Origin of the sequence: Shewanella sp. Isolate11 (genome assembly GCF_022398315.1) — a bacterium.
GTDB lineage: Bacteria > Pseudomonadota > Gammaproteobacteria > Enterobacterales > Shewanellaceae > Shewanella.
The window spans coordinates 233,603-247,028 of the sequence record NZ_JAKEVF010000002.1 but is presented as its reverse complement, the minus strand read 5'-3'; the positions used below and the strand labels follow the sequence as shown (position 1 = coordinate 247,028).

10 protein-coding genes are annotated in these 13,426 nt (G+C 44.3%); 7 read left to right on the top strand and 3 right to left on the bottom strand.

Going from position 1 to position 13,426, the window contains the following annotated elements; all coding sequences use genetic code 11:
- Nucleotides 1-9: 9 nt before the first annotated feature.
- The 3 genes from L1D21_RS06310 to L1D21_RS06300 form a co-directional block, all read right to left on the bottom strand.
- A complete protein-coding gene (locus L1D21_RS06310; RefSeq protein WP_239844404.1) occupies nucleotides 10-756 on the bottom strand; it encodes a YebC/PmpR family DNA-binding transcriptional regulator in 747 nt (248 codons plus the stop codon).
- A 65-nt stretch (nucleotides 757-821) separates the two neighbouring features.
- Nucleotides 822-2,600 carry an aspartate--tRNA ligase gene (gene aspS / locus L1D21_RS06305; protein WP_239844403.1) on the bottom strand — a complete coding sequence of 593 codons (1,779 nt, stop codon included), beginning with the start codon at nucleotides 2,598-2,600 and terminating at the stop codon, nucleotides 822-824.
- A 195-nt stretch (nucleotides 2,601-2,795) separates the two neighbouring features.
- Nucleotides 2,796-5,591, bottom strand: coding sequence for a transporter substrate-binding domain-containing protein (locus L1D21_RS06300; RefSeq protein ID WP_239844402.1), 2,796 nt, complete (start codon nucleotides 5,589-5,591; stop codon nucleotides 2,796-2,798).
- Nucleotides 5,592-5,740: 149 nt separating this feature from the next.
- Here L1D21_RS06300 and cmoA point away from each other — a divergent pair, with 149 nt between their 5' ends.
- From cmoA to L1D21_RS06265, 7 genes are read left to right on the top strand one after another with little or no spacing between them, the layout of a single operon-like run.
- A complete protein-coding gene (gene cmoA, locus L1D21_RS06295) occupies nucleotides 5,741-6,472 on the top strand; it encodes a carboxy-S-adenosyl-L-methionine synthase CmoA (RefSeq protein ID WP_239844401.1) in 732 nt (243 codons plus the stop codon).
- Nucleotides 6,469-7,461, top strand: a complete 993-nt coding sequence (cmoB, locus tag L1D21_RS06290; RefSeq protein WP_239844400.1) for a tRNA 5-methoxyuridine(34)/uridine 5-oxyacetic acid(34) synthase CmoB — start codon at nucleotides 6,469-6,471, stop codon at nucleotides 7,459-7,461. Before cmoA ends, cmoB begins: the two co-directional genes overlap by 4 nt.
- 25 nt (nucleotides 7,462-7,486) lie before the next feature.
- Entirely contained in the window at nucleotides 7,487-8,221 is a 735-nt protein-coding gene (locus tag L1D21_RS06285) for an ATP-dependent zinc protease (RefSeq protein ID WP_239844399.1), read from the top strand.
- An 18-nt stretch (nucleotides 8,222-8,239) separates the two neighbouring features.
- Nucleotides 8,240-9,745 carry a UUP1 family membrane protein gene (locus L1D21_RS06280; RefSeq protein ID WP_239844398.1) on the top strand — a complete coding sequence of 502 codons (1,506 nt, stop codon included), beginning with the start codon at nucleotides 8,240-8,242 and terminating at the stop codon, nucleotides 9,743-9,745.
- A gap of 2 nt (nucleotides 9,746-9,747) precedes the next feature.
- A complete protein-coding gene (locus L1D21_RS06275) occupies nucleotides 9,748-10,701 on the top strand; it encodes an alpha-L-glutamate ligase-like protein (protein WP_239844397.1) in 954 nt (317 codons plus the stop codon).
- Nucleotides 10,667-12,340, top strand: coding sequence for a M3 family metallopeptidase (locus L1D21_RS06270; RefSeq protein ID WP_239844396.1), 1,674 nt, complete (start codon nucleotides 10,667-10,669; stop codon nucleotides 12,338-12,340). The genes L1D21_RS06275 and L1D21_RS06270 overlap by 35 nt, the downstream gene beginning before the upstream one ends.
- Before the next feature lie 43 nt (nucleotides 12,341-12,383).
- Nucleotides 12,384-13,409 (top strand): DUF3541 domain-containing protein, encoded by a 1,026-nt coding sequence (locus L1D21_RS06265; RefSeq protein ID WP_239844925.1) that lies wholly within the window; start codon nucleotides 12,384-12,386, stop codon nucleotides 13,407-13,409.
- Nucleotides 13,410-13,426 lie beyond the last annotated feature (17 nt).

The following is a 13,426-nucleotide window of genomic DNA, read 5'->3' as shown; positions in this document are numbered from 1 at the left end:
AACCAATGTTTACTCGAGTTCCTGCATGATTTCATCGGAGATCTCGGCGTTATGATACACCTCTTGTACATCATCATGATCTTCAAGATTGTCGATAAGACGCAAAAACTTAGGCGCTGTAGCAGCATCTAAATCCGCTTTAGTCGAAGGCACCATAGTCACTTCGGCGTTAATGGCCTCTAATCCTGCGGCATCAAGTGCATCTTTTACCGCACCAAAATCTTCTGGTGTGGTGTAAACATCGATAGAAGTATCTTCATTGGTAACCACATCTTCGGCGCCAGCATCGAGAGCAGCATCCATGATGGCATCTTCATCGCTGCCTTCATCGAAAGAGATAACGCCGCGTTTATCGAATAGATATGCCACCGAGCCATCTGTTCCTAAATTGCCACCCGATTTACTAAAAGCATTACGGACACCAGACACGGTACGGTTTCGATTATCTGTCATGGTTTCGACCATCACCGCCGTGCCGCCAGGACCATAACCTTCATACATGATGGTTTCTAACACTTGACCATCGAGCTCACCCGCGCCGCGCTTAATCGCACGTTCGACGGTATCGCGAGTCATATTATTAGACAGTGCTTTATCGATAGCTGCACGCAGTCTTGGATTTGAGTCGGGATCTGAGCCCCCTTCTCTAGCAGCAACAGTGAGTTCACGAATGAACTTGGTGAAGAGTTTGCCACGCTTAGCATCTTGCGCAGCTTTACGGTGTTTGATATTAGCCCACTTACTGTGACCGGCCATAACTCACTCCTTATTCGAGTTTTCCTCGAAAAAGCCGAGCTTTCGCTCGGCTTTTTTAACTTTAATTATTCTGAATCTTTGCTAGCTTCCACCACCGAAACCCCCAGCTCTTCGAGCTGTTGCGGGTTTGCAAATCCTGGCGCATTGGTTAACGGACAAGCGGCTGTAGTTGTTTTCGGGAACGCCATTACGTCACGAATCGAACTCGCACCAGTCATCAACATAATGATACGGTCAAGACCAAAGGCTAAACCAGCATGTGGAGGCGTACCATATTTAAGAGCTTCAAGCAGGAATCCAAATTTCTCTTGCGCCTCTTCAGCATTAATACCCAAGATACGGAACACGGCAGACTGCATTTCACTGTTGTGAATACGTACAGAACCCCCGCCTAATTCACAACCGTTCAATACCATATCGTAGGCATCTGACAGTGCGGCAGTTGGATCGGCTTCAAGCTGCTGTGCACTGATACCGCTTGGTGCGGTAAATGGATGGTGCATCGCATGCAAACCGCCATCCGAAGTTCGCTCAAACATTGGGAAATCTACCACCCAAAGTGGTTTCCAATCGCCTTGGAGCAGGTCAAAATCTTCACCCACTTTCAGACGTAATGCGCCCATGGCTTCTGCCACGATGTTAGCTTTGTCGGCACCAAATAGAATCAAGTCACCGGCTTTAGCTGCTGTACGTTCTAGCAGTGCCTTAACGACGGTTTCATTGAGGAACTTCAATACTGGCGACTGGATACCGTCAAAGCCATTACCTAGTTCATTAACTTTCATCCATGCTAGACCTTTAGCGCCATAGATATTGACGTACTTAGCGTATTCATCAAGTTGCTTGCGAGAAAGCGACGCACCACCAGGTACACATAACACGGCAACACGACCTTCGCTGTCGTTAGCAGGGTCTTGGAACACTTTAAACTCGACATCTTTGACTAAATCGGCTACATCGATCAGCTCAAGCGGGTTACGCAAGTCTGGCTTATCAGAGCCATAACGGCGCATGGCTTCGGCAAAGGTCATGCGTGGGAATTCACCCAAGTCAACGTTTAGCAGTTCTAGGAACAGTGAACGCACCATCTCTTCGGTTTTCGCCATCACCTGCTCAGAGGTCATAAACGAGGTTTCGATATCGATTTGAGTAAATTCTGGCTGACGATCGGCACGTAAATCTTCATCGCGGAAACATTTTACGATTTGATAGTAACGGTCAAAGCCAGACATCATCAGTAGCTGTTTAAACAACTGTGGCGACTGAGGTAAAGCGAAGAACTGACCTTTATAGGTACGGCTAGGTACTAAATAATCGCGAGCACCTTCAGGTGTCGCTTTAGTCAAAATAGGCGTTTCGATATCGAGGAAACCGCTACCATCGAGAAAACGGCGTACGGCACTAGTAACTTTCGAACGAAAAATAATACGATCTGCCATCTCAGGACGGCGTAAATCTAAGTAACGATATTTTAAGCGCTGCTCTTCAGTATTGTGTTGGTTTTTGTCCATGTTGATAGGTAGCGGCGCTGAATTGTTAAGAATTAGCAACTCCTTGCCCAATACTTCGATTTCACCAGTACGCATCTGATCATTAACCTGGCTTTCAGGACGGGCACGAACCACACCTTTGACCTGCACACAAAATTCGCTGCGTAAGGTGCTGGCAATGTCAAAGACTTCAGGCAAGTCAGGATCATAAACAACTTGAATAATCCCTTCGCGATCGCGCAGATCAAGAAAAACAACACCACCTAAATCACGGCTACGATTAACCCAACCGACTAGAGTGACCTCTTCTCCAACATGAGACCCATTAACGTCTCCACAATAATGACTGCGCATCTAAAACTTTCCTTTCATCCACAAGGCGTAACTTGGGAAATATTCAATACATGACAAAAGCGGCATTATAGTGAAATATTGCCGATTTCAAAACAACTTCATCGTCTTAACATGAAGTAAATTCTTGGGTTGGATAAATATCCACCGATATGATGGTTGCCTAAATCAAAAGCGTTCTATTTAGCGACTTTTGACCTAAGCACAACGGTAACACTGACCACCATGTTGCACCGCTCGGGACATTAATTGATCTGCGGTTTTGAGTAGTTCAACGGCACTATCTCCATCGCTTGGATACATGGCCACACCAATGCTCACAGATAGTGCCACATCTATACCATCGATAGCAAAAGCACGACTGAATCGGCCAACGATACTGTCTGCGACTTGGCAAACTTTATCCAGATCCTGAATGCGATTAAGCACCATGATAAATTCATTCTCACCAAATCGCGCCAAGGTATCGGATTTTCTTACCGCCTCTTGCAGTTCCTTGGCACCCAATAAGAAAGCTTTGTTACCAATCTCATGGCCAACCCCCTGATTAACATCACGGATATTATCAAAACAGATAAACAGCACCGCAAAGGGGATCATTTCGCGTCTATGCATCAACACGGCTTGCTGTAACCTATCATCGAGTAAACTGCGATTCGCTAAGCCCGTTTGCGAGTCAAACTTCTCTAAACTGGTTAACTGATTTTTAACTCGAGTCAATTCCGCTTTAGTATTTTTATTGACCCTGCGAGAAACCAGTACCAGCGCTATTATGGCGAAAATAAACAGCAGTACGAAACCTTGTTTCCAACTTATGTGATACCACATAGTCCCATTGTTGTGTTTACTCCAGCGTTGATAGATCTGCTGCTGTTGTTCACTACTGATTTGGGCTATCGCTTTATCGAGCATAGGCAATAAAGGCTTAAGCTTAGGGTTAAGACCAAAATGACTCTGCTCTGATGCATAATCAGCCAACACTGACATCTTTAAATTACGATAATCAGATGCACGTAATTCGCCGCCCATATTGACCACTTTTTCAATAAAAGCATCGGCATTTCCTTGGGCAACCGCATCGATACCAGCACGAGTATTTGGCACTAATACTAGCTCAAGGCTTTTGATATTATTCATCAAGTTAGGAATTAGATGGTAACCGGCAACAATTGCTAACCGTTTACCGCTAAGTTGAGATAAATTAAATATAGCAATTTGATCATGCGCGGTAATTAACCCCCATGGTGAAGGCCAATAGGCACTACTAAAGACAAGATCTTTTTCTCTCGAAGCCGTTTGTGCCACGCTGCCGGCGATATCAATATCGCCTATTTTTAACGCTTCCAGCAATGCGTTCCATTCATCGAACACAACCGGCTGCAACTCAAGATGGAGTTTATTCGCCAGCAGATAACTCACTTCACTGTTAATGCCGTTAAACTGCCCATCTGCCCCTTGGAACTCCATGGGTTCCCAATGTCTGAGATAACCGACTTTCAACGGAGGTAAGGATTCGAGGTAGGCTGTTTGCTGTGCATCAAAATGTAATTGGGTCTGATTGATACTGAAGGTACGGTCATCGCTGTTTAGCACCCACTTGGCTTCTATGCTGGCTAACTCCTCTTGAGAGATCAGTTTAAATCCAGCCTGAATACGTTTTACTAAGCCTTTATCTTCATTACGAACTAATCCATAAATATTGGTAATAAAAGTCAAATCAGGAAATTGATAAAAATCACTCCAGGACTCACTGGTTAATAAGTAATGCTGAGTCCATGCAGAAGATGCGAAGAAAGCAGTGATATGACCTGCTTTGGCCGCCTCAATCATCTGCTGAACATCTGGATAAATTTTGAGTTCAGATTCGGGTAATTCGGCTTTCAACTTATCCAAATATGGTGCGGTTGGTACCACGCCAATGCGCTTACCCACTAAATCCGTGATATTTTTTATCGGCTCTCGGTAACTGAATAAGCGGCTTTTAAGTTGATAGATTTGCCATGCACGTGAATAGCGAGTTTTCATGGTCTCGCTTTCTGGGTAGCCAATCTGGATATCGGCTCTACGATATTTGATATCCTCTAAAGTTTCGCTCATCGTTGCGGGACGAAAAACCACGTTGATACCGGTTTTCTTCGACCACAATTTCCAAATATCAACATATAAGCCATGGGGCTCACCATCACCGCCAAGGTCAACAAAAGGTTGAATACCTATACTTGTGGCGATGACCAAGGTGTTGGCATCATTACTGTAACCTAACCAACGTTTCTCGATTTTATCACGGGTCGCTATAGGGATATGTTTGAATCCCTGATTGATCTTGGCAATCAGCGCTTGATTACCTTTAACGACCGCAGGCAACATCTGCGTTTTGTTAATCAACAAACGGTTCTGGATCGGAAACTGTTCCATTACGGCACGGCTGACACTGGTATCTCGAAGATACCCCTCCATACCAGCAAACACATCGACTTCGCCGTCAATAACACCTTTAAGTAATGATACCCGGCTAGCGTAATAACGGAAATTAAGCCCTGAAGCTTGAGCAGATAAAATGGACTCGTGTGATGAACCTGTAACAACACCGATTCGATAGGGACGCAAATCTTTAAAGCTGTTTTTATCGACCAGAGTTTTACGTAAATACAGATAAGTACTGACAGAACTAAACGGCTCGGCGAAATCGAATGCATGCTGACGCTCGGCGGTCCAGCCCATACCAATATGCACATCGGCTCTGGCCTGCTTTAATTGAGTCAATGATGCACTCCAGTGGCGGGGAACAAAAACCACTGGTGTTTGTGTTTGCGAAGACCATTCACGCCAAAGGTCAACCAATATGCCTTTGACATCGCCGTTATCATCGACAAATTGATAGGGAAAACTATCCTCGCCCATTACTAAGACTAATGGACGTTCGGCTTCACTCGCAAACGTTGCTAATGATACAAACAGCAACAAACCTACAGTGAAATGTATAAGTGACTTCAATAGCTTTCCCTAGAACGTCAAACGGCTGTGAAATAATTGTTGTAATTAGGATATTAGACAGAATTTTATCCATAATTTCCAGTACTAGACTTGCTGCAAACTGTTATCATTCGCTAGAATGAAAAATCGAATTCATCTTATAAGCCCTAATGAACTCATCTCAAGATACTATTTACGCCCAAGCTTGTGAAACCATCAGCGATTTTAAATTCGATGATAAGGTCGCGGGTGTATTTAACGACATGATCACCCGCTCGGTACCGGGCTACACACAAATAATCAAAACCTTAGGTGATTTTGCCGATAAATGTGTGACGCCAAACAGTCGTGTTTATGATCTCGGCTGCTCTCTTGGTGCAGCAACCCTCAGTGTTCGTCGCCGTCTCGATGGCCGACATTGCCATATTGTTGCCGTTGATAACAGTCAATCCATGATCGAACGCTGCCAGCAAAATTTAAGCGCCTATGTCAGCGATACCCCTGTCGAACTTATCTGCGCCGATATTCGAGATATCGAGATCAAAGACGCCTCGATGGTGATCCTAAATTTTACAATGCAGTTTCTTGCCCCTGAAGATAGAGATAAATTGCTAAATAAGATCTATTTGGGACTGCAACCTGGAGGCATTTTGGTGTTATCTGAAAAGCTAACCTTTGCAGATGAACCTATTCATCATCTATTGGATGAACTGCACCTGGACTTCAAACGCGCCAACGGATACAGCGAATTAGAGATCAGTCAAAAGCGAAGTTCGCTTGAGCATGTGATGAAGCCAGACACCTTAGCACAACACCAACAGCGCCTCGAAGCTCAAGGCTTCAGCCATTTTAACCAATGGTTCCAATGTTTTAATTTTGCATCTATGGTGGCAATCAAGTGATTAGTTTTAGTTCGTTTTATAAGCAAATTGCCGATTCTAGTCTTCAACATTGGCTAGAGAACATGCCTGCTATCTTGGGTCAATGGCAGCGTAATAATAAGCATGGCGATCTGCCAAAGTGGGAAAAAGTGCTCAACAAGCTTCATTACCCTGAACCAGATCAGATTGATTTCAAAACCAGCGTAACAGTTGGAAGCGGCGAGCAACTTAGTGATGGCGAGCGCGAGAAACTAGAAAATTTATTAAAGCTGTTTAAACCTTGGCGTAAAGGGCCTTATCACTTACACGGCATTCATATCGATACCGAATGGCGCTCCGACTGGAAATGGGAACGAGTTCAGCCACATATATCTCCATTAAATAACCGTACAGTCCTTGATGTGGGCTGTGGCAGTGGTTATCACATGTGGCGCATGTTAGGTGAAGGCGCTAAACATGTGGTGGGAATCGACCCATCGCCGCTGTTTTTGTGTCAATTTGAAGCGGTTAAACGCCTTGCCGGTGAGCAACACCCTATTCACCTTTTGCCCATAGGGATTGAAGATCTCCCCCCTTTGGATGCGTTTGATAGCGTATTCTCCATGGGAGTGCTGTACCATCGTCGTTCGCCTATCGACCATCTTTTTCAGCTTCGAGACCAGCTCAGAGCTGGCGGTGAATTGATATTAGAAACCTTAGTTATTGATGGCGATGAGAATACCGTATTAGTCCCTAGCGAACGCTACGGAAAAATGAATAACGTGTGGTTTTTACCATCGGTAAAAGCATTAGAAGGTTGGCTGAAAAAAGCTGACTTTGTCGATGTTCGTTGTGTCGATGTTGACATTACTTCATTGGCAGAACAACGTAGTACCGAATGGATGCCAAATGAATCTTTAGTCGATTACCTCGACCCTAATGATGTCAATCTCACCGTTGAAGGCTATCCAGCACCTAAACGGGCAACCTTTATTGCCACCAAAAATCAGCCGAATAAAGATTTGGTCTAACAGAAAATAGTAAATGGGATGCACTATGTTAAAACAAATAATTGTTATCGCTGTCGCCACCGCTCTAACGGGATGTGCCGCTGCTAATAAAACTGAGCAACCAACACCTGTCGATACCCAAACCCTGAATGCCAGTTTAGCGCAGCAACAAGGTGAAATTGTGCAATTGATTAAGGACAATCAAGCAGAGCAAAGCAAAGCCATCACGGCGCTAACCAAACAGGTTGATGATTTGCAGACTACAGTCAACAGTGGCCAACAAAAACAAAAAACCGTTATTGCTGTACCAACCGAATGTGAACCTTCCCCCATTGGCGGTAAATTTATTTTAGGCGCTGTTGAAAATGTATTTGTCGATGAGCTTAAAGCGAGCTTTGAGACTCGTATCGATACCGGAGCAGAATCTTCTTCACTGGATGCTCATAATATCATTTTATTTGAACGAGATGGCAAGCAGTGGGTTCGTTTCGACGTATTGACTAATGGCGCAGACAAGCCCGCACAGACGTTTGAGTCCAAAGTTGAGCGATTTGTTCGTATCAAACAGGAAGCTGACGAAAACAGCGATCGCCGTCCAGTGATCCATGCACATTTGCAGATCGGTAAATATAAAGCCGAAACCGACCTTAACTTAACCGACCGCAGCCACCTCGATTACCAAATGTTGTTAGGCCGTAAGTTTATGCAAGATATCGCCGTCGTCGATGTTGCTCAAAGCTTTATCAACGGCAAGGTTACCCCTCCCAAAGACGCAAAATAAAAATAGGATTAGTTGCAAATGCATTCGAGAAAACCGTTTTATATTTTAGTCGTGCTGCTGTTTATCGCAGGTATTGCCGCGAGCGTCTACCGAGGCATAGAACACAATGTGCCTTTTCTCCCCGGGCAGCAAGTTCAAAGCTGGGCTGTTGATGCCAAAGTCAGTTTTCAGGGTATAGGTGAAGCCGCGGAAGTGACCTTCTCATTACCTAGCGATCCCGCTTTTGAAGTGCTAGTTGAAAATGCCACCTCACCTGGTTATGGACTCACCATTGGAGATGATGGCAATGGCCGTTTAGCCACTTGGTCGACGCGCAATGCCGTAGGTCAACAAGACCTTTACTACAAGGTAACCCTTGTCCCTACCGGTAAAACTCAAATTGCCTCTGAAGCAGAACCTGAAACACCGCAAGTTTACAGCTGGCCTGCAACTGAAAAAGCCGCTGCTGAGCAGGTGATCGAAGAGGTATGGTCACGTAGTGCCACCAACCTCTCTTTTGCACAGCAGTTAAATAAAGCATTCAATACCAACGAAAGAAGTCAGAATGTTGAGTTGCTGCTCTCTAGCCATACTCCGGCAAATTTATTCGTAGATATGCTTAATAGCAAAGGGATCCCAGCCAAAAAAGTCAGTGGGTTATTTCTTGAAGATCAGCGTCGTCGCCAACAACTCATCTATTTCGTCGAAGTTTATCATCAAGGCAGTTGGGTATTATTCAATCCTGCTGATGGGACTCAAGGCCGCCCTGATAACTTGTTGATTTGGGATCGTAGCGGTAAATCGACACTCGATGTGGTTGGTGGGGTTAATTCACAAGTCAACTTCTCTATGTTGCAAGATACCCGTTCGGCATTGGCTACCTCTATCGATGTAATGAAAAACAAGGATGCTCTCGATTTCTCACTCTATCAACTCCCCCTGGAAGAGCAGAGCCTGTTTAAAGGAATTTTGTTGATCCCTATCGGGGTGTTAATGGTGGTGTTTTTACGAGTCATTATTGGCATTAAAACATCCGGAACCTTTATGCCGGTATTGATTGCCCTCGCCTTTATCCAAACCACCTTAATCACAGGCCTCGTCGGCTTCTTGCTGATTGTGGCATTCGGTTTAATGATCCGCTCTTACCTGTCAGACCTCAACCTGTTATTGATCTCGCGAATATCTGCGGTGATTATTGTGGTCATTGGTATCATCGGTCTGTTCACACTGTTGTCATATAAATTTGGCCTCAGCGAAGGCTTAACCATCACCTTCTTCCCAATGATTATTTTGGCGTGGACCATCGAAAGAATGTCGATTCTGTGGGAAGAGGAAGGTGCAAAAGAAGTCGTAGTCCAAGGTGGCGGAAGTCTTTTTGTCGCTACGCTGGCCTATCTCGCCATGAGTGCCACTTGGGTACAACATTGGGTGTTTAACTTCTTGGGTATTCACCTTGTGATCTTGGCAATGGTATTACTCATGGGGCAATACACAGGCTATAAATTACTAGAGCTGCGTCGCTTTAGACCTTTGGCGGGAGAATAATCATGCTGTTCGCGCGCCCCAAGGCGCTAAAAGATCAAGGCGTTCTCGGCATGAACAAGCGTAATATCGACTTTATTGGTCGTTATAACCAACGTAAATTTTATAAACGTGTTGATGATAAGCTAACCACTAAACAACTGGCATTAGCCAATGATATCGCTGTGCCGGCATTAATCGGTACTGTGACTCAACAACACGAAATCGTGCATATTCCTGAGATGGTTAACAACCAAAATGGCTTTGTGATAAAACCCTCTCAAGGCTCTGGTGGCAAAGGGATCTTGGTGATCACTAAGGTCGATAATGGTCATTACTTCAAACCTAATGGCCATGAAGTCACCCCAAGTGAGATTGACCGTCATGTATCTAACATTCTCAGTGGCTTATTTTCATTAGGGGGTAAACCTGATGTGGCTATTGTCGAAGGCTTAATCCAATTTGATCCGGTATTCGACGGTTATTCCTTCGAAGGGGTTCCAGATATCAGATTAATTGTCTTTAAAGGCTTCCCTGTCATGGGCATGCTACGACTCTCAACTGCGGCTTCAGACGGTAAGGCTAACTTGCACCAAGGTGCTGTGGGGGTCGGGCTCGACATCGCCACAGGTAAAGGCCTACATGCGGTGCAATTTGATCGTCCGATTGAGTTTCACCCTGATACAGACAAACGCCTGATTGATATTGAAGTACCCCATTGGGATACTTTGTTACATACGGCCTCTAAAGCCTATGAGATGAGTGAACTCGGTTATCTGGGTACCGACATGGTGCTAGATCAAGCATTAGGTCCGCTATTACTTGAACTCAATGCTCGTCCGGGGTTAGCCATTCAAATCGCCAATGGCAGAGGCATTTTGCCAAGGCTGCATCATGTAGAGCAAATGAAGAACAAATCTATGTCCGTCGAAGAGCGTGTCGAATATGCTAAAACACATTTTAGCAGCAGTTCTTCTTAGTCTATCATGGGCGGCTCAGGCCGCCTCTCCTGCTTTTTTATTATCACAGCAATGTCTGCAATATCAGATTAGCATCGAAGATATTGAGTCACTGAGTCTAGAGCAGCAAGCCGTAGCATTAGAACGTCAGTTGCTCGGCCTATTTAATCTGTCAGACAGTGTAAATTACTATCGTCATTACAATAGTACGCAGCAAACCGATCATACTCAGAGCGTCGAACAGCTTTTACGTTGTCAATTAACACTGGCTGACAAGTTCGAGCAGCTGGCTAAAATGCCGCTCATTGGCGAAATTACCCAGCGGCTAAACCAAAGCGCAAACAACCAAGATCAACGACTTGGCCAGCGGTTAACGAAACTGTTTAATGAGCCGCTTAGCACTGACGATAAAGCACGAAGTCATGTGCTCCAAGCCAGTATTCTTCACGCCCTGAAACAGCAAAAACTGTCTTTGGTTATTAGCCAAGACCAATGCTTACTCAAGCAAGATGAAACCAGTAATGGACAAACCAAGCGCTTTAGCGAATCCATAGCCAGTTACTTGATTGAACAAAGCGATCCAAATTGCCGAAAACAAGTTTGGCAGGCTTATGAGTTACGAGCCAAAGCCAAAAATCAAGTCTCTCTTGCAGCGCTTTTAAGTGATAAACAGCAGCTAGCAGCAAGCCATCAATTTGCCGATTACGCCAGTTATCGATTAGCCGAACAATATTTATTCACACCCGATTTAGTTGAGCAATTTCTAAATGCGATCACTAAACCTAGCATTGCACCGTGGGATTTGGGCTTAACCTTAAACCAAGCCAGCAAGATGCAAATTGAGGCAATTTCTAGTCAAGCTCTATTAGATAATATCGCTGAGCAGCTCAAAGACTTGGGCATCACATTCGAATTCATTAACTCACAGGTGATGAGAGTGTGGCATGACCAACGTTTATTAGGCGAGCTGTATCTTGGTCATCAACAGCGTATTCAGGCCAGTAAAATCCGTCTCAGCGTTGTTGGCCATCAGTTTGGCCAAGTGTCTTTTAACTATCCTCGAGTATTAAGCGACTATCGCAGTCAAAAACAATTTATCCAACAATTTTCCAGTGCGTTAAATCTACTTGTTCAAGGTGGGCATTTTTATTTAATTAATAGCTTAGGTGAAAGTATCGACTCGTCATTGGTGGGCCAATATTGGTTAGCGACTTATCTTTGTCAGCAATTATTACCCCCTATTACTGCCGACAGTCGTGAGGCTTACCTGTATCAATATGCGCAGCAGCTCAAAATATTTCGCAGCAAATTGGCGCTGCGTTTTTATCAAGGGAAATTAGATAAACAAGCCATGGAGCAAGCGTTTAAACACAGCTTTTCGCAACCATGGCCACAAGCTGTTGATGCGATATATGGCTTTAAAGGGATTAGCAATGAAGGGCCTTTATACTACCATACTCTATGGCAACAAAGCGTGGCACAACTGATTTACCAAACTCAAAAATGCTGTCAAAATCAAAGGCAAGTTTTTGAAATTCTAATGATAAATGAAGCACAGCTCCCCTTTTCTGCGCAATTAGCATCACTCTTCGGGGAAGCGGTATCGCCCAGCATATTAATTAATAGGATCCAACATGGCTATGTCTCGCATAACTTATAATCTACTTTGTTCACTGACCTTATCAGCAAGTTTATTGCTGCCGATGACGACTGCTGCTAAAACGGCAACTTTAGAGCCACAACAAGTACGTCAAGCCATACAAAGCAATTTAGAAAATCACCTCTACCAGCTACCACCACGAGTACAAGGTCACTACGGAATTCGTCTTTATCGTATGACTGGTGATGAAAAATACGCAAATGCCGCGCTAGTCGATCTGTATGCGGTGACCGAATCACAAGGATTTTATGCCTGTCAGCTCGATAAGCCTGGTTTTATTGAACAAGAAGCTAAAGATGCGATTTCGGTATTAGGTAATGGACCCAGAGCCAAAGCACGTAAGAAGGCCTTACAACCTTTCCCTGATTTTATTTTTTATACTGATGTATTGCTGCGCTTCTCGAGTCGTATCGATGAGTTCGGGCTACAGGGTCCCTGCCATGACAAGTTGTTAAAAGCACTCAAACAAACTGACTTGGAGCCTGGCTTAACTGATAAGGCAATGATTGAGGCTTGGGCGGCGCAGCTGATCAATTATGCATACTGGGCTAAACAGATTGGTGTGGGCGATTACATTGCAGACTATAAAAAGGCCTTTAATGAGGTGTACCCAGCAAGCCGAGACCAACAGCTTAAAAGAGCCGAATTTAGAAATAAAATTTACGGCATGACCCATTTTATCTTTGCTGCCAGTGAATATTATCAGCACAATGTCGATGCAAAAGAGTTCGCTTGGATCTTGGATTATTTCGAGGCAAATATTGATCGCATCTTAAAGGATGCCACCGATGATATTATCGCCGAAGTGGGCATTAGTTTTCATTTAGCCGGTCTGTCTAATCATCCCGTAGTCAGTAAAACTCAGCAACATATCATCAAAGCGTTCAACAAGAGTGAACAAACGATTCCGTCACCTAAAGGTAATCCTGACTTAGCCTTAGGCGAACACCGCAATGTGTTAGCCATGATGCTACTTAATTGGCCAGCAAAACTGTATCAAGGCCCCTATTTTCATAAGCTAAAGGCCACTAAGAAATATCTGCCAAAACAAGTCAGTGTTAAACCATAGACTGATATCAATTAAAG